We start from the raw sequence: 25,824 nt of genomic DNA, 5'->3' as shown, positions 1-25,824 counted from the left end.
TACCTATAGACTTATTCTATCACAATAAGCTTTAAAATACTAGTTTTTTCCTAATTTTCCATTAGTCTTTTTGGATGATTGTTCCACTTTCAGACTCAATCAAAGCGCCAAGGTTTTCAAGTGAAGTGATGACTGCTTTTCCTTCTGGACGACCATTTACAAAGGCAATGGCAGCTTCTACTTTAGGAAGCATGCTTCCTGGTGCAAATTGGTCTTGTTTGATGTACTCTTCCAATTGAGCTACATTCACATGTTCCAATTTCGCTTGGTCTGGTTTGTTGTAGTTCACAAAGACATAATCGACACCAGTCAAGACGATGAAGAGGTCTGCTTCTACCAATTCAGCCAAACGTTGAGATGCGAAGTCTTTATCGATTACCGCTTCAACACCAGATAGGCTACCATCTGCTTCTTTCACAACCGGGATACCGCCACCACCGGCAGCTACAACGACTTGACCGTCGTTCAACAAAGTACGAATTGTATTGATTTCTTTGATATCCACTGGTTTTGGTGAAGCCACAACTTTACGCCAGCCACGACCAGCATCTTCTTTGAAGGTTGCACCTGATTTTTCAGCTTCTGCTTTTGCTTCTTCTTCTGAGTAGAATGGACCAATTGGTTTACTGAGGTTAACAAAAGCTGGGTCGTTCTTATCAACAACGACTTGTGTCACAACAGAAGCCACATCTTTTTCAATTCCTTCTTCAAGAAGAGCATTTTGAAGAGCATTTTGAAGCCAGTAGCCAATGCTTCCTTCGGTCATAGCAACTAGTGAATCAAGTGGGAAAGCTGGGTTCTTTTCAGAATTTGCAGCCAAGTGTTGGAGTAAGAGGTTCCCTACTTGAGGACCATTTCCGTGAGTGATTATCAACTCATCCCCATTTTTGATTAATTTAACTAAGTGTTTAGCTGTTTCTACAAGTGCTTCTTGTTGAGCTTGCGCAGAAGGATCAGATGAGAGAATAGCATTTCCTCCCAAAGCAACGACGATTTTTCTTGACATGAATTTTCCCTTTCTATAAAAAATAGGGGCAGGACTAAAGCTAGCAGTCCAGCCCCTATAGCTGTTGGTATACGGTTATAAAGTCTTAAACTTTTGGAATGTACAAGTTACCAAGAGTAGCTGCCATAACCGCTTTGATGGTGTGCATACGGTTTTCAGCTTGGTCAAAGTGACGAGCATATTTGCTGCGGAACACTTCGTCAGTAACTTCCATTTCTTCTACGCCGAATTTTTCAGCAACATCTTTACCGTAAACAGTATTTGTATCGTGGAAGGCTGGCAAGCAGTGCAAGAAGATCAAGTCTTCGTTATCAGCTTTCTTAATCAAATCCATGTTTACTTGGTAAGGTTTCAAAAGGGCAACACGTTCTGCAAATTTGTCTTCTTCACCCATTGATACCCAAACGTCAGTGTAAAGTACGTCTGCACCTTTCACTGCTTCGTCAGCATCTTCAGTGATCAAGATATGAGCGCCACTTTCTTTTGCAAATCCTTCTGCCAATTCAACGATTTCTTTTTCTGGGAAGAGTTCTTTTGGTGAGAAGATGTGTACGTTCACACCAAGGATAGCACCTGTTACAAGAAGGCTGTTCGCAACGTTGTTACGTCCATCACCACAGTATACAAGTGTCAAACCTTCCAAACGTCCAAAGTTTTCTTGAACTGTCAAGTAGTCTGCAAGCATTTGAGTTGGGTGCCATTCGTCAGTCAAACCATTCCAAACTGGAACACCTGAGAATTCAGCCAATTCTTCAACCATACGTTGGCTGAAACCACGGAATTCAATACCGTCAAACATACGTCCAAGAACTTTAGCAGTATCTTCTGTAGATTCTTTTTTACCAAGTTGGATGTCGTTTGCACCTAGGTATTCTGGGTGAGCACCAAGGTCGATAGCTGCTGTTGTGAAGGCAGCACGAGTACGAGTTGAAGTTTTTTCAAACAAAAGCGCAATGTTTTTACCAGCAAGATAGTGGTGTTCAATGTTGCGTTTTTTAAGGTCTTTCAAGTGAGCTGAAAGTCCGATGAGGTATTCTAACTCTGCGCGTGTAAAGTCTTTTTCTGCCAAGAAGCTACGTCCTTGGAACACTGAATTTGTCATTCTAATTGTCTCCTATTTCTTTCTAGTATTGATCAGTAAGAAGGAAGAGCTGATCCCTCAAGACCAGCTCTCGGTCTTCTACATTAGATTTCTTCACGTTCAAATGGCATTGACATACAACGAGGTCCACCACGACCGCGAACCAATTCACTTCCGCGGATCTTGATCAAACGAAGTCCGTATTCTTCTAATTTCTTGTTTGTGACTGTGTTACGGTCGTATACGACTACCACACCAGGTGCGATTGTAAGAGTATTTGAACCGTCGTTCCATTGTTCACGAGCAGCAGCAACCACATTGCCATCGCCACAAGGGATCAATGTAACTTTTTCAACACCAAGGTTTTCAGCAAGCAATTCAGCCAAATCACCTTTTTCTTCAACGATCTTCAATTGTTCGTTTTCATAAGTTACAGAGAAGACGCGAAGGTTACCTTGGATTTCTGGGTGGATGGTGAATTTATCGTAGTCCACCATTGTGAATACTGTATCCAAGTGCATGAATTTACGGTTGTTAGCAAATTCGAAGGCCAATACTTTTTTGAAGCCAACGTTCTTCTTAAAGATGTTTACCAACAATTTTTCGATTGATGCAGCATCTGTACGTTGTGAGATACCAACTGCCAATACATCTTTAGAAAGTACTAACTCATCTCCACCTTCGATACGAGTATCTTCTTCACGGTTGTAGACAAGTTCAACTTTTCCACCGTAAACTGGGTGGTATTTGAAGATGTATTTACCATACAAAGTTTCACGGTTACGTGTATCTGCGTACATGTGGTTCAATGATACTGCATTACCAATTGTCGCAAATGGGTCACGTGTGAAGTACAAGTTTGGCATTGGGTCGATAGCAAATGGATAGTCAGATTCAACAAGGTCTGTCAATCCTTTTGCTTCTTCAGGAATTTCTGGAAGTTCAGCTTTTTGAACCCCTGCCATTGTTTTTTCAACCAATTCTTGGTTGTCTTCAATGCTGTGAAGCAATTCACGGATCGCAATTTTTGTTTGGCGTCCACGAATGTTCGCTTCTTCAAGGTATTCTTCGATGAACTGATCGCGAATTTCTGGAGAAGTCAATGACTCAGCAGCTAACTGTTCAAGATAAAGTACTTCGATACCTTCGTTACGAAGTGCTTCAGCAAATGCGTCGTGTTCTTTTTGAGCATCTTCCAAGAAAGGAATATCATCAAAAAGAAGACGTTCAAGATAGTCAGGCATCAAGTTTTCCAACTCTTTACCTGGACGGTGCAAACAAACTTTTTTCAGTTTTCCAATTTCTGAGAAAACATGAATTGGGTGTGTAGACATCTATAGTCCTCCTTTTTCTTGCGGTTTAGCTTACCTAATCCCGTTTACAGGTTTTATTTTATCACCAATTGGTACCGCTTTCATGAAGGATTCTACTTTTTTAATGCAAAGAATTTGGCATTATTTTGAATTATTCCTATTTTTTAGTTAATATGAAGCGTTTTCTTTGCATATTTTGTCTTTTATATTATTTTTATGAATATATATTTTTTTACAAAAATAAAAAAGATCAACAAATTAATTGATCTCTTCAAAACTTTTTAAAAAGTAGGCTGTATCTAGAAAGGTTAATTGTTTTCTTTCATATTGTATCTTATGAGAATCGATGAGTTTCTTTAAAACTTGATTGACGGTTTCTCGGGTTGTGGCCGCTAATTTGGCCAATTCCTTCATACTGATTGGAAATGGAAGTTGATTTCCTAAACTTTCATAGTCCTTACACAAGATAGCTAAAGATTGAACCACACGCTCACTGGCACTAGCTGTCACGACATTACGTAGACGCAACTCTTGAAATTCTAAAATTGACGAGAGCTTTCTCGTAATGAAGAGCAACTGCTCCTTACTCTCTTGGGCAGATGATTCATAGAGGTTGACGGGGATAACGAAACAACGCAAATCTGTCACCGCACTAGCTGTATAGTGGTAACGCTCATCCTGAAACATCCCTCCATAAGGGAACAGGGCCCCTTTCTTGATATAATCCATATAGGAAAATTGATCAGACGAATCGAATTGCTCAATGCGAGCAAAGCCTTTTGAAAGAAGAAAAATGCGATCCCGCTTATCTCCTGCATAAAATAAAATTTGTCCTTTTTGGATATCCCTAGCATGAATTTCAACAGCTAATTTATCAAATAGCTCCACTGGCAACGCAGAGAAGGCTGGATGCGAGCGGACCAACTGGTAATCTTCCTTTGTAATCATGTTTATACTTCCTCTTATTACTATTAATTAGTATAACATATTTTTTTGATAGAAGAGGGAAAGAAGCCTCTTTAAAACAGAAAAGTATTTCGAAACACCAAGTGAATTTTATGCTACTGTGATAGAAGAAAAGGTCTGAGCAACCCTCAGACCTTTTCTCGATTATTCATTCATATTCACACGATGCCATTCATTGATGACATAAGCTAGTTCTCCCAACTGATAAAGACCAACACCACTGATTTCAGAACTTTCTGGGGTCGTTCCACCCAGTCCTGCAGTATAGATGGCAACCAAATAAGGGGTCGATTCATGGACAATGGCATCCACATTGAGCGCTTCCGCAACATAGCCCGGTTTTTGTTGAATGACCAAATCTGGCAAGAATTTCTTATAGTACTCACCTGGGAAAGATTCCCCAATCAATTCCAACAAATCTGCATATTTTTCTTGATGATTCCAAAGATATTGCAAGACATGGATATAATAATCCGTTGTCGTTTTATTATCTTCGCTAAAGGTTTTGACTTCTGGTGAGCGAGATTGACCATAGCGACTGAATAACTTGCGCGCTTGCTCCATTCCCCCTAAACGATCTGCCAAGGCATAGGCTGGGGTATTTTCAGAGTAAACTAATGAATAGCGTTGCATATCAGGGATAGACATGGCTCCATCAAAGGCAGCAACGTAATTGTCATGTTCCCCTACATATTCATAGTAGGTATTGGTAATGTCAAACCGATCTGTTAAATTGAGTTTCCCCTTTGTGACCTCATCCACCACCAACATGTTCAACGGTAGCTTATAGGTACTTCCTGCCGTCATTGGTTGAAGATCATTCATGGCAAATTGCTCTCCTGTAATGGCATTGCGATACGTGAAGGCAACTTGTGACGGATCAATTCCACTTTCCGCTAGGAAATCCTGGACAACCTCTACCAACCCCTTATTAGCATAATCATAGACAAGGCCATAAGCACTCATCGTTTCCATGTCTGCGTCTACTACTGCTTGCTTAGCTTCAGGAGATTTGACACGTGGTTTTTTCGTCTCAGGCGTAGACTGTTCTATATCTTTTTCTTTTGCTTCTTTTGTTTTCTTTGCTTTTTTCTCAATTGCTGATGCTGTTGGTTGCGTAATATGCAAGTAGCCCAGTGCGCTTGTTCCCACTAAGCACAATAGAATACTGATCGCAATCATGATCGAGCGTAGATTAAAATATTTTTTCATACGAGATTAATTATAAAAGATTCTACTAAAAATAACAAGAATTATCAGAAATAGAAAACGATTTCTTTTTAAAAAGTTTATTTCTTTTCATCAAAGGCTTATTTTCGTTTAAAGGAGCCCATAATGAGCTTAGCGATCTCACGCGCAATCGTCCGGAATAAGGAACTCAAGAAGGAATCTTTTGCCTTTTCAAGACTAGATTTTCTTGGACGACCTGGACTGCGTTTTTGCTCTGCTTTTTCTGTTGCAGCCCGTTCTTTCTCTGCTTCTTTTTTCTCTTCTTCTTGCGCTTCCTTGCTGGCTTTAGCTGCTAATTTTTCATAGGCAGATTCCCGATCAATCGTCGTCGCATACTTTTGATGGAAAGGCGATGTTGTGATCAAGGCCAATTGTTCACTCTCATTTAAGAGGTCAAAACTCGATTGAGGAGAGAGAATGTAAGCACGCTCAACCACACTAGGCTGTCCCTTTTCATTGAGGAAAGAAACCAAGGCTTCCCCTGTCCCTAACTCTGTGATCACTGTTTCTGTATCAAAGTCTGGATTCGGACGAAAACTTTGGGCAGCAACCTTGATGGCCTTCATTTCTTTGGGTGTATAAGCCCGAAGAGCATGCTGAACACGATTTCCAAGCTGTGCCAAAACAGATTCTGGGAGATCTTGAGGATTCTGGGTAATAAAGTAAATCCCTACACCCTTAGAACGAATCAGGCGTACCACTTGCTCGACCTTCTCAAGAAAGAGCTTGCTTGCATCCTTAAAGAGGAGATGCGCTTCATCAAAGAAGAAGACCAGTTTTGGCTTTTCAGGATCCCCAACCTCTGGAAGTGTTTCAAAGAGACGAGACAGCATCCAAATCAAAAAGGTTGAGTACAATTTTGGTGAATGAAAGAGCTTTGTAGCCGAAAGAATATTGATATACCCACGACCAGATGAATCGAGTTGCATGAAGTCATTTAAATCAAGTGCGGGCTCTCCGAAAAACTGGTCTGCTCCTTCTTCTTCAAGAACCAAGAGACTTCTTTGGATCGCTCCGACAGATTGTTTGGTGATATTACCATATTGGGCAGAATAGTCTGAGCTGTGTTCATAGACTTCCTTTAAAAGGCTTTGCAGGTCCTTCAAATCAATCAAGGGCCAATCTTTCTCTTGAGCCACTTTAAAGACAATTGCAAGAATTCCTGATTGAGTTTCATTCAAATCAAGTAGACGAGAAAGAAGCAATGACCCCATTCCTTCGACAGTCGCACGAACAGGATGACCAGCTTGGCCAAAGACATCCCACAATCGAACAGGGAAGGCTTGCGGCTCAAACGGATCTGTGAGGCCAAGCAGTTTGTAGCGTTCTTCCAGTTTTGGAGTCCATTGCCCCGCTTTGGCTAAACCAGATAAATCTCCCTTGATATCAGCTAGAAAGACCGGAATGCCCTCTTTGCTTAATTTTTCTGTGAGAACCTTGAGGGTAACTGTTTTCCCTGTCCCTGTTGCTCCTGCAATCAAGCCATGACGATTTAACATCCGTAAATAGATAGGTGTCTCAACTGCTCCTTTGGTAATGGTAATACTAGTCATTTTATTTCTCCCTGAATGTTTCAGTTTTCATTTTAACGGTCATCTTTTCCTTGCCTAGGCCCTTCAAAATGGGCTTCTGATAAGTATGACACACTCCTATTAGTGTATCATTTTCCTGTCCAAACGCAAGAAATTATACTCCGATTTTCCGGATACAAACAAAAAAATCTATAAGAGCCAATTGTCGCTCTTATAGATTCCTTTATTTTATTATTTTGCTGCTGCAAACAAGTCATTAACTTTATTCCAGTTGATCACTGAGAAGAAAGCTTTGATGTAGTCAGGACGTACGTTACGGTATTTTACGTAGTAGGCATGTTCCCAAACATCCAAACCAAGGATTGGTGTTTTTCCTTCAGAGATTGGTGTATCTTGGTTTGCTGTTGAAGTGACTTCAAGTTTACCTTCTTTGTTGACAACCAACCATGCCCAGCCAGAACCAAAACGTGTCGTTGCTGCTGCTGTAAAGGCTGCTTTGAAGTCTTCAAATGAACCAAATGTGGCATCAATAGCTGCAGCAAGTTCTGCTGAAGGAGCTGTTTGTTCTGGAGTCATCAATTCCCAGAAAAGAGCGTGGTTCAAATGACCACCACCATTGTTGATCACAGCTTGGCGAATGTCAGCTGGAATGGATTCAACATTAGCTAACAAGCTTTCAAGGTCTTCTCCAATTTCAGGATGTTTTTCAAGAGCTGCATTCACATTGTTTACATATGTTTGATGGTGTTTATCATGGTGCAAATGCATGGTTTCTTCATCGATATAAGGTTCCAATGCATCATAAGCATATGGTAATTCTGGTAAAATGATAGCCATTTTATGGTCCTCTTTTCTTTATTACTGACTTGATGATAACGCAAACAGCTAAATTATTCAACTAATCTGCTTGCAATTTCATTCATGTTTAGACGCTATTTGCCACTTTTAAAAGTGCCAAATCAAATAAGTAGTCTTTATCATACGTTCCACTTTTAATTGCATAATCCGTCTCGATGAAGGTCATCATGGCCTGCTTCAAAAAGGACAGGGAAAGTTTGCGGCTATCCCGTAAGGCAAACTTCACCTGATATGGATTGACCTTGCGTCCTGACAACTCCGACAAGCTCGCTACGATTTGGTTTTCGGATTGACCTTCTTCTGAAAATATTTTTACTTGAGAAAACATTCGGAATTGCCCCAACAGAATAGCAATCAATTTTATTTCATCTTCTCCTTGTAAGCGGAGATCTTTCACCAAATTCCGAGCTTGATCGATTTGGCGTTTGAGAATCATTTGGGTCAGATCAAAAATATTATCTTGCAAGGTTTTGGGAACAACCTCCTCAATATCTTCGAGGGTAATCTGACCATCCTCTTTATAAGCCTGCAAAAGAGCGAGATTCTTCTGTAACTCTCCAAAATCATAGCCAGATTTTAAGAGTAGTTGGTCCAAGGAATCGCCCACAAACTGCAGGCCCAATTCTTGGGCTTGGCTTGCAAAATAGCGCTTTACCTCTTGCTCTTTAGGAGTCGCCGCTTCAATGATTTGGGCATCCCGTTTTAGGAGTTTGACCAAGCGACGCTTACTATCTAATTTCCCTTCTGCAAATATCAGCAAATGGGTCGATTCAGAAGGATTTTCCAGGTAGTTTTCAAATTGCTTCAGATCTTCATCTGTTAAATAGCGTTTTTTGGCAGTAGTCAGATCCAATAAGTGATCCAAAATCACAATTTTTTCATCAGCGAAAAAGGGAAGACTGACCAAATCCAGCTCTACCTCAGCATAGGAGGCTTCCTTCATATCAAAATAAGAATAATTCAAATCTGAGGGATCATAGCCTATTTTTTTTAAAATGTCTTTTTTTAACCATTCAAATTGACCTACATCCTCGCCTGTCAAGACAAGAATAGAAGGCAGAGTTTGAACCGTCAGATGTTTAGTGTCGGTAATTGCTTGCATGAAACTCTCTTATCTTTATCCGTTTAGTGGATTTCGTATTCAGCAGCCATTTTTTGTTCCAATGGTGGTTTTTCGTCGGACAAATCTGGAGCTGCTACAAAATTAGGAATTTGCTCAAACGAGTTGCCTCCAAAGCTTCCTTCTGTGGCTGTGACCTGTGGTTCAGAAGTTACTCCCATAGGAGTTTCTACTGGTTGTGGGAAGGTATTTTTTCCTGGAAGCATCATGAGAATCAGGAGAGAAATAACTGTAATCACCCAAAGAAATAGGAAAATATCTAGCCCTGACAATAAATAGAGTAGGACCGGACCAAGGTTCAAAAAGATCCAAGACCAATGGATCCCAGCATCCCGCAAGCGACGCACACAAATGGCTTGACTGGGTACCAAAATGAGGAAGTAAAAGAATGCTAAGATAGCGAGTGCCCATAGACCTGTTTTAGAATGAATAGTTGAAAAATTGAGTATTTCTTGAGCATTTTGATGGGATAAAGAAGTCACGATGTAAAAAACCCAAAGAGGCAAAGAAATCAGGAAATTCCAGAAAAAAGCTAGCCAAAAATGAGCTCGACTGGTCTTACTTGAAAAATCTGCATACTGTATCCAAAATTGCTTAAATGCGTTCATACGATTCTACCTTTACATTGATTTCACCTTCTATAATAGCAATTTTCAGCATAGAAAGCAAACCTCTCCTTATCTCTAGCGGACCGTTTCTACCCTCCAATGATCCCACCCAATCAAGCGAATCGCTCCTCTTTCATCGGTACGAAGGTAAGAAATGGATCGTTCCTCTAAACGATCAAGCAATTCTTTATGAGGATGCTGGTAGCGATTTTTCTTTCCAACGGAGATTAAGGCCAATTGGGGATGTAGCTGATCCAAGAATACATCACTAGAGGAACCTTTCGATCCGTGGTGGCCTACTTTCAAAACATCCACTTGTAATTGGGGATAGTTTCCCAATAGTTTTTTCTCCCCAGCTTCTTCCAGATCACCTGTAAACAAAAACCGTTTCTGATAAAACTGCCCATAGAGGACAATCGAATCATTATTTTTGCCATCCCCCACTTCATCAGGAGATAATACTTCGAGATGATGATCAAAAATAGGAAGTTGATCCCCTCTCTGGACTACTTTAACTGGGCTATGAAGCTGTTTCAATTTATCTTGAAATTTGGAACTGGTTAGACTGCCTGGACTGACATACACTTTTTTAACCGGGATTTGTCTGGCAACCTCTACCATATCGCCCATATGGTCCTGATCTGTATGGGTCAAGACCAAAGCATCGAGTTTTCCAACACCTCGACTCTTGAGATAGGGAATCAAAGTTTTATCCGCATTGGCAGATTGACTGCGCTCTTGCCACTTGTCTCCACTTTTAAAAGTGACGCGTCCTCCGACATCAATCAAAATGGTCCTTCCTTTCCAATCGCGTAAAAAGATACTGTCTCCTTGACCGATATCCACCATGGTGATCTCATTTTCTAAAGGATGCTTGGTCCAACAAAAGATGAGTAGAATCATACCGATGAACAGAAAACGAAGTTTTTTTTGCTTTCGAAGATCATATAAGGTCCCTAAAAGAAGTAAGAGGACGATCAGAGCTAATCCCGTCGGCTTCCCAAATACCAACGGTACCGACGTGAGCTTTGAGATCCAACGAATACACTCCTCTATGAGTAGAAAGAAACTATTAAAAATCGTAAGCGGCTTTAGAATCGATAAGATAAATAGCACTGTTAACCCTGGAAGGAGAACAAGATCAAACAAGAAAGAAAAGAGGAAGGTTAAAGGGAGTGACCATGGTTGAAAGACACTAAAATAATAGGTCAAAAGGGGCAAGATCCCCAGACTAATCCAGAAACTTTCCACTAGCACCTTTTTAATTCCTGAATAAGAATTAGTATCTACCAAGGTCAAAATAAAGGCATAGGCACAACTCAAGACGCCTCCAGCTGTCAGGAGAAACTTGGGCATGAGAATCATTAAGAGCATCAAGGTCATCGCCATATTTTCCATCCCTCGGATGCCCTTTTGAGAGAGGATTTTTTGTAAGAGACTGCGAACCACTGAAACAGAAAAACCTGTCAAGCCAGCATAGACCAAAGAGATTGGAAGCATCCAGATATCGACTGTTTCTTGCAAGATTCCTAGACGTAAGAGAGCTTTTCGGATCCCATTAATGAAAAAGCCGACCTGCATTCCAGACAAGGCAAACAAATGAATAATTCCTAAACTCGTGTAAAGCTGATCCATCTCCTCAAAATCCGTATCTAAATAACCAAAAAGAAGGCCGGTCATATACTGGTTCATCGGCTGGGGAAAGTGATCCTTGCTCCAAACAATGGCTTGGCGCCTCCATTGAGATAGCCAATCGAAAACATTCCACGTTTGGATGGGAAGCGCAGATTGGATCGTTTCAATTCTAATTTGGTGATATATTCCCTGAGTCTTCAAATAAGCTCGATAGTCAAAACCTCTAAAATTTCGCTGCCCTTCTGGCTCTTCTATGACACCCTTATACGTCAAATCCATCAAGTGGATTTGATTTTGCCACTGCTGTTTTTCTTTCTCAGATTTCAAGGTGTAAAAAACTTGGTAGGTACTACCCTGATCTTTAGCACGAAAAGACAGGGCATCTCCATTAACCTTGATGGTATCTGGGATCAGATGTAAATGGGCTGGGGACCGACTTTCGACTTGTTTTGGATGATCATGGACTCGCTGAAAAACAAAGAAGGCCGCAAAACAAAGAATTGCTAAAGCAAGACGCAACAAACTTGAGCGATCCTCCTTATAGTGATGAACCACTAAACATATTACCACTACTAGACCGCTGATCGAAAGCCAAGATGGTTGATAAACACTAAAATACAACCAAAGAAGTAAAAAAGCGAGGTGTACAAGCGAAAAAGGGAGCTCTTTAATCCACCGTGAAAGCATCTCTTAGTTTCTCCAGTGTTTTCTCCCCGATTCCTGAAACATTTTTAAGATCATCCACTGATCGAAAAGGGCCATTTGCCTCGCGATAGGCGATAATATCCTGGGCACGTTTCTGGCCAATGCCTGATACCGCTTGGAGCTCTGACTCGGTCGCTCGATTTAAATGGACCTTGCCTGTTTTTACTGCCGATGCTGACGAAGTTGCAGGACTTTCTGAACTTCCAAGTGCTGGAACATCCTCCCCTTCTTTGGCAACATAAATCACTGCTTCATCAGAGAGTTTTTGCGCCAAGTTGACCGATTGGCTATTGGCTTCAGCAGTCATTCCACCCGCCTTATGAATGGCATCGTGAACTCTGCTATCAGAGCGTAACTCATAGACACCTGGTTGTTTAACAGCCCCTTTGACATCGACCGTAATGATTTCGGGCGCATCAGACACTGAAGCAGCTGGCTTTTCTTCTCTTGAACTAGAAGCAGATGTCTTTTCTTTGCTCGAAGTTGAACTAGAAGCCTGATAAAGATCCGGTATAGTGGATGCATTTGACTGAGGTCGATGGAAAAGAAAATACCCTCCAAGTAAGAGTCCGATAGCTGTAAGTGCTAAAAAGAGCTTATATTCTTTGATTTTTTCGATGATATCCTCCATAAGAAACCTCCTCTCACTTTTATTATTCGTAAAAATAAAAAAAAACTGAGAAAAACTCTCAGTTTTTTTACTTGTTTTTTCGATGTTTGTCCGGATTCCATACAAAGCTGGCTAGGTAACTAAAGAGCAAGGTCAAGATGGCCACGACTAAGACAAGGGGAATCAAAAGGATTTTTAACAAACGAATCAAGATAAACGGTTTTGTTGGGGTGTTGATCGCTTGTGCTTCCGCATCCAAGCGATCAAACTCCTCTTGAATACGACGGGCAACTTCTGCCACTCCTTCGTCATTCATCTTTTTAATATCCGAAATTTCAATCGGATGTCCAAAGTTCATATCAATGCGTTCACCCGTTGCCAACCCTTTCAAATCTCTTGGACCAGTATATGTCACTGGCATGATACGGACCTTAGCCATTTTGGCAATGATGGCAACACCGCCTTTGACGTCTTGAGAATGACGGCTTCCACTTGGAAACATAATCAAGGAACGGTTGCTCTTTTTCAGCATATTGACAGGATACTTAATGGCTTCTGCTCCCGGATTTTCACGGTTGATCGGAAAAGCCCCACACATACGAATCCACCAGCCAAAAATACGATTGGTGAAGAGTTCTTTTTTCGCCATAAAGATAAACTGCTTTGGCTTGGTCGCAAAGGCCATATAGACTGGATCCCACCAGGTCCGGTGAGGCGATACCAATATGTAGTTCTCTTCCCGATCTGGAATATTGTCCTTATGATGATAATGGGCATTGCCATTTAAAACCCAAAGAATAAAGGCAACAAGGCCCCGTAAGTAGGTGTAAAACATAGTTGTTCCTCAAATCCATTTCATTAATCTCTCAACATGATAGTCAATCATATTGAACCTTCTTTCTCATTATACCGTAACCTGATTTTGACCGCAAACTTTTTTTAGATAAAAAATGTCTCAGCGGACCTATTCTAGATAGTCTTTTTCTCAAAAAAATGATATCATATTGTCTATGGAAACGAATGAATTAAAGGGGTTATCCCTCAGTGAAGTCCGCAAGAAAATGGATCGCGGACAAACCAATGATTTTACAACGAATACAAGTACCAGTACCTGGCAAATCATCAAGCGCAACGTCTTCACCTTGTTTAATACCTTAAACTTTGTGATTGCCGTAGCCTTGGCTGCTGTACAGGCCTGGAGCAATATGATCTTTTTCGCGGTTATTTGCTTCAATGCCATTACAGGAATCATGACCGAGATGCGCGCCAAGCGGATGATTGATAAACTCAATCTCATGAGTCGTGAGCTGGTGACTGTCATTCGAGACGGGGAAAAAGATGCGATTCCACCAGAGAAGCTTGTCCTAGGTGATCTAATGCTTCTGTCTTCGGGTGAGCAGATCCCTAGTGATGCTGAAGTCATGTCCGGTATTGCAGAAGCTAATGAGGCTATGCTGACTGGTGAGAGTGACCTGGTCTTAAAAGAAATTGGTGATGAACTGCTTTCTGGTAGTTATATTGCCAGTGGTCAAGTCTATGCCCGTGTCAAGCGAGTTGGGGCAAACAACTATGCCAACAAACTAATGATGGAAGCCAAAACCTTGAAGCCTATCAATTCGCGTATTCTCTATAATTTAGCGAAAATCTCTAGCTTCACTGGGAAAATTATCATCCCATTTGGCCTTGCCCTCTTCTTTGAAGCATTGTTGATCAAGATGCTGCCGATCAAGGATTCTGTCGTGAATTCTTCCACAGCTCTCTTGGGAATGTTGCCAAAGGGAATTGCCCTACTGACGGTTACGTCTCTTTTGACAGCGGTGATTAAGCTCGGTATGCGCAAGGTTCTTGTCCAAGAAATGTACTCAGTGGAAACCTTGGCGCGTGTGGATACCTTGTGTCTTGATAAGACCGGTACCATCACTCAAGGGAAGATGACAGTCGAATCGCTCCATAGCTTATCTGATCATTTTTCTGAGGAAACCATCAAAGTTATCCTTTCAGCTTACATGCAAAATAGCGAGGACACCAATCCTACTGCTCAAGCTATTCGCAAGGCTTATGGGGAGTTGGAGCATGCTTATACTGCGGAAAACATTATTCCTTTCTCAAGTGATCGGAAATGGGGAGCCATGCACCTATCCAACCTTGGAACCGTCTTTCTCGGTGCTCCTGAAATGCTCCTTCAAGAAAATCCAGCTGCTGTCGTCGAAGCACAAGCTCGTGGATCACGCGTGCTCGTCTTGGCTCACAGTTCAGAACTGATCAGCATGCAGGAATTGAAACTGCCTGAAATTCTTGAAGGGATTGCGGTTATTGAGATTACAGACCCCATTCGTGAAGGGGCTTCAGATACTCTTGAGTATTTGCGCTCACAAGGAGTGGATCTCAAAATCATCTCCGGTGACAACCCTGTGACGGTCTCTTATATCGCTCAACAAGCTGGCTTCAAAAATTATGAGAACTACATCGATTGTTCAAAAATTTCTGATGATCAATTAGTGGATCAAGCAGAAGAAACAGCTATCTTTGGGCGCGTGTCCCCTCACCAGAAAAAACTACTCATCCAAACCTTGAAAGCAGCTGGTCGGACGACTGCTATGACAGGAGATGGGGTCAATGATATCCTTGCTCTTCGCGAAGCAGACTGCTCCATCGTGATGGCTGAAGGAGATCCCGCAACCCGTCAAATTGCCAATATTGTTCTTTTGAACTCTGACTTTAATGACGTTCCAGAAATTCTTTTTGAAGGCCGTCGTGTGGTGAATAACATTGGACGAATCGCTCCAATCTTCTTTATCAAAACGATCTATTCCTTCCTCTTGGCTATCATCTGTATTGCCAGTGCTCTCTTCTTTAACGTCAACTATTTGCTGATTTTCCCTTTCATCCCTATTCAAATCACCCTGATTGACCAATTCGTCGAAGGATTCCCACCATTTGTGTTGACCTTTGAACGCAATATCAAACCGGTTGAAAAACACTTCTTGAGACGTTCCCTTCTGTTAGCCTTACCAAGCGCCTTGATGGTCGTCTTTAGTGTTTTGTTCATTCGCCTTTGGGGAGCAAGCCATGGTTGGTCTGCAGCCGATATGTCTACTGTATCCTACTACTTACTTGGATCCATCGGTTTCCTATCCGTTATCCGTGCTTGCCTGCCACTAAATATCTGGCGGGCCCTCCTCATCCTCTTCTCTGTAGTAGGATTCTACGCATCTGCGATCGTGTTGAAAAACTTGATCGAGATTTCCCTCCTTACAGCCACTACTTTCCCAGTTTATCTGGCATTGATGGCCATCTTTACAGGAGTCTTTATCCTCACTACAATTCTCCAAAAATATGAATTTGATTAAAAAAGTTGAGAGTAAAAACTCTCAACTTTTTATGTTTTATCGATCTTTCCCCAGGCCTCTTTTCATGCTATAATAGAGCCATGACAGATATCGAATTAAAAGACGGCGAGCGCGTCAATCAACTTTTTTCAAGTGATGTGAAAATTATACAAAATCGGGAAGTCTTTAGTTATTCCGTGGATAGCGTCCTGCTCTCGCGCTTTCCAAAATTGCCCAAGCGGGGCTTGATCGTAGATCTCTGCGCTGGAAATGGGGCCGTGGGACTTTTTGCGAGTACTCGGACAGAAGCCCAGATCATTGGTGTCGAAATACAGGAACGTCTGGCGGATATGGCAACCCGCTCCATTGCTCTCAATGGCTTGAACCAGCAAATGTCCATGATCACCGATGATCTCAAGCATTTACCCCAACATATCAAGGGCAGTAAGGTGGATATTATCCTCTGCAATCCCCCTTATTTCAAGGTGGATGAGCATTCCAATCTCAATGAGAGTGAACACTACCTCTTAGCTCGACATGAAATTACGACCAATTTAGATGAGATTTGCCATGTGGCTCAGCGAGTTCTTAAATCAAATGGCCGCTTAGCGATGGTCCATCGTCCAGATCGCTTCTTGGATATCATCGAAACCATGAAACGTTACAATCTTGCACCTAAGCGGATCCAGTTTGTCTATCCCAAAGTGACCAAAGAGGCGAATATGTTGTTGATTGAGGCGATCAAGGATGGCTCACTGGATGGTTTAAAAATTCTGCCTCCCCTCTTTATTCACAATGAAGACGGCAGCTATACAGACGAGATTCATGAGATCTACTATGGAAACTAAGGCTTACATGTATGTCCTAGAGTGTGCGGATGGCTCCCTCTACACTGGCTACACCACGGATGTTGAAAAACGCCTAAAGACTCACAATGCTGGAAAAGGCGCCAAATATACACGGGCTCGCCTCCCCGTTAAACTTCTTTACCAAGAATCCTATCCAGATAAACCCTCTGCTATGTCTGCCGAGGCTCTCTTTAAAAAGAAATCACGCCAAGCAAAGCTAAACTATATCAAAAAGAACCGTCGGACTCCTTAGTCCAACGGTTTTTCATTTACAAAATGGTGATACGGTACTGGTGACTCCGTGTTTCTTGAGGAGCCAACTGGATCACACCTTTTTTATCTTCGAAGAAATCGCCCTCTTCTGCAGATGTGGAAATACCCGTCCAAGGCTCCAAGGCAATGAAAGGCCCCTTGTTATTGGTAGACCAAAGGACGAGATTCTCAAAATCTGCAAAGGCAAATTCCAAACCTTTACCAGATTTTTTCGAGAGGAGCTGCACAGATTTAGAAGCTAATTGATCTAAAATAATGGCGTCTTTTTCAAATAGTTCATGGCGCAAAGGTAGGCTACGACTATGGTCTAAAAATGGCGTCCGCTGCAGGCGATCAACCAACCCGGTTTCTGTGAACAAGAGAGGAACGCTACAGCTTTCTTCTTTTTCAAAAATCAACTCGTAGTCTTCATAGTCTTCATCTGCTAAAAGGGGACAACGAAAGGCTGGATGCCCTCCAATGAAATAAGGCATGACTTGATCTGACTCTAAATTTTGCACGCGATAGGTGATGGTGATCTCTTTCCCCTGCAATTCATAGATAATTTCCACTCGAAAATGGTAGGGATAATTTTGTAAGCTTTCGTCGTTATAGGTAATTTCAAAGACAAGACGATGGTCTGTTTGTTCTTTGAGTTCAAACTCTCTCTTCCGAATAAGGCCGTGTCTTGGAAGCTGGCCTGTCTTCACTCCATCTTTTAGATGATACTGCACTTGACCATTACGAACACTCCCGCAAATCGGAAACAGAACCGGCGCTTGTCCTGACCAATACTCTGGATCCCCTTGCCAGAGATATTCTACGCCTTCTTTATTACGAATGGAGCTCAATTCCCCTCCAAATGTCTTACATTGTACTTCTAGATCATCGTTTTTTAATGCAATCACCATGGACGACACCTCTTTATAATTAATATAGTTATTATATTCATTATAACCTTTTAGCTAAGATTGTCAATTTTTATCTTTTTAGTTAAAAATTTTTAAAAAAATAAGAAAAAATCCTTGACAAGGCTTGGAAATAATTGTAGACTTAATATGTTAACAGAAATATTCCATTTTAGGAATTCATTCTTTCTGTTGTCTGACTTTTTTGGATGCTCCTTATCATGATACATTTTTCTAAAAGAGTCAGTTATCATTTAGGTCTCCTTATAAATATACAAGGGTTAACAGCTGGTTAACCCTTGTATTTTTGATTTTCATTAAAAAAACGGCCTATTGCTAGACCGTTCTTAGGGCTTATTTATCCCCTTTATTGCGGATGACAAATCCATTTTTCTTTTCATTGGAAGTACGATGAGGACGTTTGTTGCCCTTGCCTTCAAAGTCTCGGCTATTTTTATTGGACTTACGTTTGAAATCACGGCGTCCACCTTCACGGTCATCTCTGCGATTGCGGTCACGACGTTGGTCTCCACGACGGCCATTTCCACGGCCACCTTTGCCTTTTCCACCAAAGCCACCACCGGATGGTTTAAATGGTAATGGTTTTTCACGCGCAATTTCAACTTCTGGAAGGCTGTCTGGATCTTGAACAGTCAAGCTCAAGATATACATGGCCAATTCTTCAGGAGTGAATTCTGCAGCCAATTTGCGAGCATCCTTGCCAAACTTCTCAAAGTTGGTCCGGATTTTTTCATCTTCAAAGTCTCGCTCAATTTTCTTCAGCGCTACTTGTTTTTTCGCTTGGAAGGCTTCTTCTGCTGTTGCAGGTTTCATTCCCTTCATCCGCTTTTTGGTCAAGTTCTCAATGATTTGCAAATAGCCCATTTCATTTGGCGATACAAAGGTAATGGATTGCCCTGTTTTCCCAGCACGACCTGTCCGTCCGATCCGGTGAACATAGCTTTCTGGATCTTGTGGAATATCGTAGTTGTAGACATGGGTCACACCTGAAATATCCAAGCCACGTGCCGCAACGTCTGTTGCTACCAAGACGTCCAAGTTCCCATTTTTAAAGTCACGAAGGACTCGGAGACGTTTGTTTTGATCCAAATCACCGTGAATTCCTTCTGCTCGGAAGCCACGAATCTTCAAGCCACGAGTCAATTCATCGACCCGGCGTTTTGTCCGACCAAAGACGATAGCAAGCTCTGGTTGCTCCACGTCCATGAGACGAGTCATGGTATCAAATTTTTCGCCTTCTTTGACACGAATATAGTATTGATCGACCAAATCGGTTGTCAATTCTTTGGCCGCAATCTTAACGTGTTCTGGCTCTTTCATAAACTGAACACCGATTCGTTTGATGGCTTCTGGCATCGTTGCTGAAAAGAGCAAGGTTTGGCGTGTTTCTGGGACACGGCTAATGATGGCTTCGATATCTTCCAAAAAGCCCATGTTGAGCATTTCATCTGCTTCGTCCAAGATCAAGGTTTCAATATGATTAAGTTTCAAGGCCTTGCGCTTGATCAAATCTAGCAAACGGCCAGGTGTTCCCACAACGATATGAGCGCCTGACTTCAAGGCTTTGATTTGCTTTTCAATGCTTGATCCACCATAGACAGAGCGGACTTTGACACCCTTGCTGCGTCCAAAGCGGAAGAGTTCTTCCTGACTTTGAACCGCCAACTCACGCGTTGGGGCAATAACAAGAGCTTGGATCACAGTATTATCGACATCAATCTTCTCCAAAGTTGGAAGACCAAAAGCAGCCGTTTTACCGGTCCCTGTTTGCGCTTGGCCGATGACATCTTTTCCTTCAAGGGCCAAAGGAATAGTTTGTTCTTGGATGGGGCTTGCTTCTACAAAGCCAGCTTTTTCGATTTCTGCTAATAATTCAGCAGATAAGTTAAATTCATTGAATTTCAATTCTTTCTTCTTTCTAAAAAGTGGTGCGAAGCCACTTTATCAAACTTCTTTCAATGCGAATACGCACTGATTGCATAGGAAGTCATCTTCCCGGTTACCTGTCGCAAGACTCATCTAAAGAAAAACTAGTCCGTCTGTTTAAGACTACATTTTCTTTAGAGAAAAATGTTTTGCGTCCTAACGGATGTTGTTGACTAGAATCGTTTTTTCAAACAAATAGGCAACATGATCCTATTTGCGGGAGTCTTCTTTCGAACAGAAGCCTTCCATCTGTTCAGTCTCCCCACCATTTCTCTCATACAAGTTTGCAACTTATCTAGTATAACATAATGAAGAGGCAAATGATAGTCACAGGAGACTAATTTTATTTTTTAGGAAAAAATCTTAGATAGCTTAAGATTATAAAAACGCCCCTAAATCTAGCCAGGACTGGTTTTCTTCTTGCGACCATTTCATATACTTCATCATTGGAGTATAAAAAAATCGGAAAACTTTTATTTTTTGGTAACTCTTATCTTGCGTTTTTACAAATAAATATGTATAATACAGTTAGTATCTAAAATATTTCTGTATAAAGAAATAGGATCATTTTATCTGATTCAACGATTTATTCTAAGTTCTGATTTATTTAGAACCACTCAGTACTATTAAATCTACTCCTACTATTTCCAAGAAGATTTTGTACAGTCGATGAACTATTCACACTGCCCCTTCTTTGGAGAGGAGGGCAGGTGTCTAGATGGTTCCTATTTCTCAGATTATTCTAGATACGAAGAGGCTCGGATTTCTCCAAGCCTCTTTTTTTTATCTTTTTTTCACAATCCACCGCATGACCTTTGCCAAAATGAGCCATAATATAAAGCTACATAGGGATACATAGATCCAAGCATTGGGATCCTCTGTCATCGGAAGAGGGATATTCATTCCAAAGAAACCGGTGATAACGGCTAAGACCGCCAACAAGGCTTCAAAGATGGTTAGGGTTGTCAAGTTGTCATTCAAGTTGTTGTTTAGGATATTGTTGTATGATCCAGACAACTGCTGTAAGACATTGGAAATCAACTCGGTCATTGAAACCAACTGACGCGCTTCGATCATGGCATCATCAAACTGCTCTTTTTCAACATCATTCATCCTGCGATAAATGACATGTGCTTTGATATGTTCTAGCAACATCCGATTTTGCTTGGCTGCCGCGACCAGATACACCATACCGGTCTCAAGGTCAGACAGGGCATAAAGATTCTTTGTCGTCGTTGTCTTTCGAAGCAAACGATTGAGTTCATCTTTGTGCTTATCTAAGCGATCAATAATCGGATAATAAGCATTACTGATCATTTCAAGACCTGCAAAAAGCAACTTATAGATCGACAGCTCCTCATGGCTTTCCAAATAACGAACCATTTGTTCAATGATATAGGCATTGTCTTGGTTACTGATGGTCACGAGTCGCGTATCTTGAACGATAAAGGTCATGGGTATGGTTTCGTAATATTCCTTGTCCTTTTCTAAATCCAATACATTGTAGATAAAGGTGATCGTTCCGTTTTCTCGATTGTAATCCATATGGGCACGTTCGTTCTTATCCATCGCGTACTCAATGGTTTCTTTGTCAATATCGTATTTTTTATAAAGATATGAATTTTCAGCAATCAAATCCGAGTCGATATTGATCCATTTCCGATCTTGACCCAATTGTTTATCGATAAACATTCCGTCTCCTTTCTCAACTGTTCTCTATCAACATGATTTTTTATTTAAAGACCGCACTGGCTAATGCTTGCTGGATTTCAATGACACTGTTGTCACTCTTGAATTGTAAAACTTCTGAAGGTTCCACTGCTGAAGAGACCCAGATTTTTAATTCAGCATCCAAATCAAAATGACCGGAAGTTTCTACTGAAAATCGAGAGATGGAGCGATAAGGAAGGGATTTGTAGGAAGTTTTCTTTCCTGTTACTCCTTGCTTATCCACCAAGATCAAACGAAACTCTGTAAAGACGATTAAATCACGAATCAAGCTAAAAGCAAGTGTGACTTGCTCTCCCGGCACCAAGATATCTTCCAGATCTCTTTCTACTTTATCAACATTCTTTTGAGAGGCATTGCCCATCAAACCACTTAGTAATCCCATAGTTTCTCCTTTATAAGCGAAAACGGGTAGATTTTCGTCTTCTTATTCTATTGTTATGGATCGGTTTTGAATCGTTCCTTACCCCATCTTTTCTTCCAGCTCAACGTCTGGATACTTATCCGCAAACCAACGGAGGGCAAAGTCGTTTTCAAAGAGGAAGACTGGTTGGTCAAAGCGGTCCTTCGCCAAGATGTTTCGGCTTGAAGACATGCGCTCATCTAAGTCTTCTGGTTTGATCCAGCGAACGGTCTTTTTACCCATTGGGCTCATGACCACTTCGGCATTGTATTCATTTTCCATCCGGTGCTTAAAGACTTCAAACTGAAGTTGACCAACGGCACCAAGCATGTATTCACCTGTTTGGTAGTTGGTATAGAGCTGAATAGCTCCTTCTTGCACCAATTGCTCAATCCCTTTGTGGAAGGATTTTTGCTTCATGACGTTCTTAGCAGACACCTTCATGAAGATTTCAGGCGTAAAGGTTGGCAGGGGTTCAAATTCAAACTTGTTTTTGCCCACTGTCAAAGTATCTCCAACCTGATAAGTCCCGGTATCGTAAACCCCGATGATGTCTCCTGCTACAGCATTGCTGACATTTTCACGGCTTTCGGCCATAAATTGAGTCACGTTAGATAACTTAGCGCCCTTACCGGTACGAGGCAGGTTGACGCTCATGCCACGCTCAAATTCACCCGATACGATCCGCACAAAGGCAATCCGGTCACGGTGACGAGGGTCCATGTTGGCTTGGATTTTAAAGACAAAGCCTGAGAAATCCTTGTCGTAAGGATCGACCATTTCTCCATCGGTCTTCTTGTGGCCATGTGGTTCTGGAGCAAACTTGAGGAAGGTTTCCAAGAAAGTCTGTACACCAAAGTTCGTCAAAGCGGATCCAAAGAAGACTGGTGTTAATTCACCCGCAAGGATAGCTTCTTCTGAAAATTCATTTCCGGCTTCTTGCAAGAGTTCGATATCGTCTTTCACCTGCTCGTAGAATGGATTGTTGGCAAAGAGCTTGTCTCCATCTTCTAGACTGGCAAAGCGTTCATCCCCTTTGTAGAGTTCCAAGCGTTGGTTATAAAGGTCGTAAAGACCCTCAAAGGCTTTCCCCATCCCGATCGGCCAGTTCATTGGGTAACTCGCAATGCCCAAGACTTCTTCCAATTCTTGCAAGAGGTCCAGTGGCTCGCGACCGTCACGGTCCAGCTTGTTCATAAAAGTAAAGACTGGAATGCCACGGTGTTTCACAACCTCAAACAGTTTCTTGGTTTGAGCCTCGATACCCTTGGCAGAGTCTACAACCATAACCGCGGCATCCACCGCCATCAAGGTCCGGTAAGTATCTTCTGAGAAGTCCTCGTGCCCTGGGGTATCTAGGATATTAACGCGCTTGCCATCGTAGTCAAACTGCATGACAGATGAGGTTACCGAAATCCCACGTTGTTTCTCGATGTCCATCCAGTCAGATTTAGCAAAGTTTCCTGTTTTCTTTCCTTTTACGGTACCAGCTTCCCGAATCTCTCCCCCAAAGTAGAGCAACTGCTCTGTAATCGTCGTTTTACCAGCATCCGGGTGGGAGATGATGGCAAAGGTACGGCGTTTTTTAATTTCTTCTTGTACGTTCATGTTCCTAATTCTTTCTCTTCTTATTTTTTGATAAATTTATAAATTCATCTCTACATCGGATTTCTCCTCAATTTCTCTATCTGTCCTATTATAGCGAAAAGAGGCACTTTTTTCAACGATGATTCTTCTTTGAGAGCAAAAAGAAAGACCAAAATCCGTCGATTCTAGTCCTCTTATCATGACTGTTAGAAGGCTCCAAATCCTCCGCCACCGCCACCATCAGAAAAGCCACCGCCGTCAAAACCGCCACTGCCATCTGAGGAGTTAGTAGAGAAGCTTGAAACGCTATAGGAATCATCTGCATAACTCATCAAGGTAGAGCCGTCTAGGAAGGAATTTGAAGAGGTCGTTATCCAAACAACAGCATCCCAATCCTCATATGGTAAGGAAATCTGATGATTTTTGAGTACCTGACTCACTTTTTTAGCTTGACCATACATAGTTGCATAGACTAGGATACGATTCCATAGGATGACACTCTCAAGTTCTGCTTGGTTGAAATTTGGAATACTTTCGATCATATTTCGAAAGGCCATCCATTGGAATTGTGAATCCAAGTTTTCTAAGGATTGGAGATGTTCTTCGCGAATTTTCACAAGAATATAAAATGGAATGAAGAGAACGACCAACAATACAATCATCCAAAAATAGAAGGAAGATAGGTGGGAACCAAATCCAAAAGATAAGAAACACATGCTCACAAATAAGATCAGTAAGAGCCAAAAATGTATGGCACAGCCTGTTTTTGAAAAAGCTTCTTCTTTTTCAGATAAGTCTCTAAAATAAGAAGGCAATCCTAATTTCGCAATCTCCTTCTCTACCCCTTTTGACAATTGCTGGGCATCTTTTTTTAACAGTGATTGAACGTCATTTCCGACCTTTCGAATACGGTCTCGTTGGGTGTCTGATTTAGCAGCTCGAAAGTCTTTTTTTAGGGCTACTTTGTCGATTTTATACCTTGAAAATACTTCACTGATATTGATTTGAGATTCTTGATCAAAGATCATTTCAATAAACTTCAATTCAAAATCAGCCAAGCCTTCATAATGGAGACAGGTCAAGGTTTCCCCATTTTCATCCCTAGTCAACCGAAGATTTCCTCGATCAATAAGATCTAACATGGTTGCCTGGATGAGATGATTAAATTTTAGTTGCCCCTTCTCTCTAGACATCACCATCCGTTCAAAATCAAGTTGATACAGTGCCTTAGCTAGGACAAGAGGAGGTAAATTCTGTGGTGGTTCGTATAATCGTACTCCTTTTGCAATCCGACGAGTTCTGGTACTGATAAAATACCGGATCCATGGAATGAAAGCTAGGATAAATAAAAGAACCGATACAATTGGAACGACCTTGAGTAGAAGGGTCCGATAGAGGAACGTTTTTTGTTCAATGGATTTCTCTTTTTTGAGAAATTTCTCTTTTCCATTTCCCTTGTCAATCTCATTTGCTTGGTCTCGACGCAGGGCCTCTGTCATTGGCCAATAGGCATGCAGTTCGAGCTTACCATTTTTGGGAAAATCCTTTGTCCAAATATGATAACCAGTTGCAGTCCGTTCGACTTGGGCTGGTGGATTAAAGTAACCAGTATGGGCATACAGTTTTCCCTGCTTGGCATCCAAGCCATCTACATAAAAATCTAATTTCGCGACTTTCTCATCTCCATCTGAAATAGGAAACCAATTCAGTTCTGCAATATCCTTGTAGAAAGTCAAGAGATGATCAATCTTCCATTTTACTTTGATCTTGACCGTTCCTCCGACGATACGGGCATTGTATATTTTTAATTGCCGACCATCTTCCAGGTCTGTCTCCTCTACACGAATCTCACGTTTTTCCCCATCCACATAGGCTTCCACCTCAGGATGACGATGAATCTTAAACCCTTTTGGAAGAGGATCTGCGCTTCCTAGGGTCACATATTGACCATGATAGCCTGTCTGAAACTGATAGGTAATCTCTTGTGTAAATGTTGCTTGGCTATCTTCCTGCAATTGGAGGTGTCCTACATAGGATTCAATCGAATAGCGAACTTCATCATCTGCATGTGCGATCGTGATTGTACAAACCAAACTCCAAATGAGGGAAATCATTAGCAAGAAACGCTTCATATATTCTCCTTTAATATAAAACAGGG

At 41.5% G+C, this 25,824-nt stretch carries 21 protein-coding genes; 3 read left to right on the top strand and 18 right to left on the bottom strand.

Going from position 1 to position 25,824, the window contains the following annotated elements; all coding sequences use genetic code 11:
* Positions 1-61: 61 nt before the first annotated feature.
* The 12 genes from arcC to QM351_RS00880 all read right to left on the bottom strand — a co-directional run bounded on the left by arcC (position 62) and on the right by QM351_RS00880 (position 13,499).
* Entirely contained in the window at positions 62-1,006 is a 945-nt protein-coding gene (gene arcC / locus QM351_RS00935) for a carbamate kinase (RefSeq protein ID WP_070673829.1), read from the bottom strand.
* A gap of 85 nt (positions 1,007-1,091) precedes the next feature.
* Entirely contained in the window at positions 1,092-2,108 is a 1,017-nt protein-coding gene (gene argF, locus QM351_RS00930) for an ornithine carbamoyltransferase (RefSeq protein WP_003006350.1), read from the bottom strand.
* An 83-nt stretch (positions 2,109-2,191) separates the two neighbouring features.
* The gene (gene arcA / locus QM351_RS00925) at positions 2,192-3,421 is read right to left on the bottom strand and encodes an arginine deiminase (protein WP_049514063.1); all 1,230 of its coding nucleotides are present in this window, start codon (positions 3,419-3,421) and stop codon (positions 2,192-2,194) included.
* Positions 3,422-3,658: 237 nt separating this feature from the next.
* Complete coding sequence (locus QM351_RS00920) at positions 3,659-4,348, bottom strand: Crp/Fnr family transcriptional regulator (RefSeq protein ID WP_414326177.1); 690 nt, start codon at positions 4,346-4,348, stop codon at positions 3,659-3,661.
* Positions 4,349-4,510: 162 nt separating this feature from the next.
* On the bottom strand, positions 4,511-5,578 hold the full coding sequence (locus QM351_RS00915; protein ID WP_049514066.1) for a serine hydrolase: 1,068 nt from the start codon (positions 5,576-5,578) through the stop codon (positions 4,511-4,513).
* Positions 5,579-5,676: 98 nt separating this feature from the next.
* Positions 5,677-7,149: a helicase HerA-like domain-containing protein gene (locus QM351_RS00910; protein ID WP_414326175.1), complete on the bottom strand. Its 1,473-nt coding sequence runs from the start codon at positions 7,147-7,149 to the stop codon at positions 5,677-5,679.
* Positions 7,150-7,359: 210 nt separating this feature from the next.
* Complete coding sequence (sodA, locus tag QM351_RS00905) at positions 7,360-7,965, bottom strand: superoxide dismutase SodA (protein ID WP_061455362.1); 606 nt, start codon at positions 7,963-7,965, stop codon at positions 7,360-7,362.
* An 88-nt stretch (positions 7,966-8,053) separates the two neighbouring features.
* Positions 8,054-9,088: a DNA polymerase III subunit delta gene (gene holA / locus QM351_RS00900; protein WP_201036888.1), complete on the bottom strand. Its 1,035-nt coding sequence runs from the start codon at positions 9,086-9,088 to the stop codon at positions 8,054-8,056.
* A gap of 23 nt (positions 9,089-9,111) precedes the next feature.
* Positions 9,112-9,714: a DUF805 domain-containing protein gene (locus QM351_RS00895; protein ID WP_414326173.1), complete on the bottom strand. Its 603-nt coding sequence runs from the start codon at positions 9,712-9,714 to the stop codon at positions 9,112-9,114.
* Positions 9,715-9,789: 75 nt separating this feature from the next.
* On the bottom strand, positions 9,790-12,036 hold the full coding sequence (locus QM351_RS00890; protein WP_414326172.1) for a DNA internalization-related competence protein ComEC/Rec2: 2,247 nt from the start codon (positions 12,034-12,036) through the stop codon (positions 9,790-9,792).
* A complete protein-coding gene (locus tag QM351_RS00885) occupies positions 12,017-12,685 on the bottom strand; it encodes a helix-hairpin-helix domain-containing protein (protein WP_414326170.1) in 669 nt (222 codons plus the stop codon). Before QM351_RS00885 ends, QM351_RS00890 begins: the two co-directional genes overlap by 20 nt.
* Before the next feature lie 67 nt (positions 12,686-12,752).
* Positions 12,753-13,499, bottom strand: coding sequence for a lysophospholipid acyltransferase family protein (locus tag QM351_RS00880; RefSeq protein WP_414326168.1), 747 nt, complete (start codon positions 13,497-13,499; stop codon positions 12,753-12,755).
* 175 nt (positions 13,500-13,674) lie between these two features.
* Here QM351_RS00880 and QM351_RS00875 point away from each other — a divergent pair, with 175 nt between their 5' ends.
* The 3 genes from QM351_RS00875 to QM351_RS00865 all read left to right on the top strand — a co-directional run bounded on the left by QM351_RS00875 (position 13,675) and on the right by QM351_RS00865 (position 17,094).
* Positions 13,675-16,014 (top strand): cation-translocating P-type ATPase, encoded by a 2,340-nt coding sequence (locus QM351_RS00875; RefSeq protein WP_414326166.1) that lies wholly within the window; start codon positions 13,675-13,677, stop codon positions 16,012-16,014.
* Positions 16,015-16,094: 80 nt separating this feature from the next.
* Positions 16,095-16,841, top strand: a complete 747-nt coding sequence (locus tag QM351_RS00870) for a tRNA1(Val) (adenine(37)-N6)-methyltransferase (protein ID WP_021152863.1) — start codon at positions 16,095-16,097, stop codon at positions 16,839-16,841.
* The gene (locus QM351_RS00865) at positions 16,831-17,094 is read left to right on the top strand and encodes a GIY-YIG nuclease family protein (RefSeq protein WP_004219743.1); all 264 of its coding nucleotides are present in this window, start codon (positions 16,831-16,833) and stop codon (positions 17,092-17,094) included. Before QM351_RS00870 ends, QM351_RS00865 begins: the two co-directional genes overlap by 11 nt.
* A gap of 16 nt (positions 17,095-17,110) precedes the next feature.
* Here QM351_RS00865 and QM351_RS00860 read toward each other — a convergent pair whose 3' ends face one another.
* The 6 genes from QM351_RS00860 to QM351_RS00835 form a co-directional block, all read right to left on the bottom strand.
* A complete protein-coding gene (locus tag QM351_RS00860) occupies positions 17,111-18,004 on the bottom strand; it encodes an aldose 1-epimerase family protein (RefSeq protein WP_414326164.1) in 894 nt (297 codons plus the stop codon).
* 351 nt (positions 18,005-18,355) lie between these two features.
* Positions 18,356-19,927: a DEAD/DEAH box helicase gene (locus tag QM351_RS00855; protein WP_070589484.1), complete on the bottom strand. Its 1,572-nt coding sequence runs from the start codon at positions 19,925-19,927 to the stop codon at positions 18,356-18,358.
* Positions 19,928-20,731: 804 nt separating this feature from the next.
* Entirely contained in the window at positions 20,732-21,640 is a 909-nt protein-coding gene (locus QM351_RS00850) for a magnesium transporter CorA family protein (protein ID WP_070666301.1), read from the bottom strand.
* A 40-nt stretch (positions 21,641-21,680) separates the two neighbouring features.
* The gene (locus tag QM351_RS00845; protein WP_003015210.1) at positions 21,681-22,061 is read right to left on the bottom strand and encodes a PH domain-containing protein; all 381 of its coding nucleotides are present in this window, start codon (positions 22,059-22,061) and stop codon (positions 21,681-21,683) included.
* 78 nt (positions 22,062-22,139) lie between these two features.
* Positions 22,140-23,687: a peptide chain release factor 3 gene (locus QM351_RS00840; protein WP_003012237.1), complete on the bottom strand. Its 1,548-nt coding sequence runs from the start codon at positions 23,685-23,687 to the stop codon at positions 22,140-22,142.
* Between the two features lie 185 nt (positions 23,688-23,872).
* Positions 23,873-25,798, bottom strand: a complete 1,926-nt coding sequence (locus tag QM351_RS00835) for a DUF2207 family protein (protein ID WP_414326161.1) — start codon at positions 25,796-25,798, stop codon at positions 23,873-23,875.
* Positions 25,799-25,824 lie beyond the last annotated feature (26 nt).

The organism is Streptococcus parasanguinis (genome assembly GCF_047465465.1).
Taxonomy (GTDB): domain Bacteria; phylum Bacillota; class Bacilli; order Lactobacillales; family Streptococcaceae; genus Streptococcus; species Streptococcus parasanguinis_AI.
The sequence above is the reverse complement of the archived record's forward strand: the minus strand, read 5'-3'. Positions and strand labels throughout refer to the sequence as shown.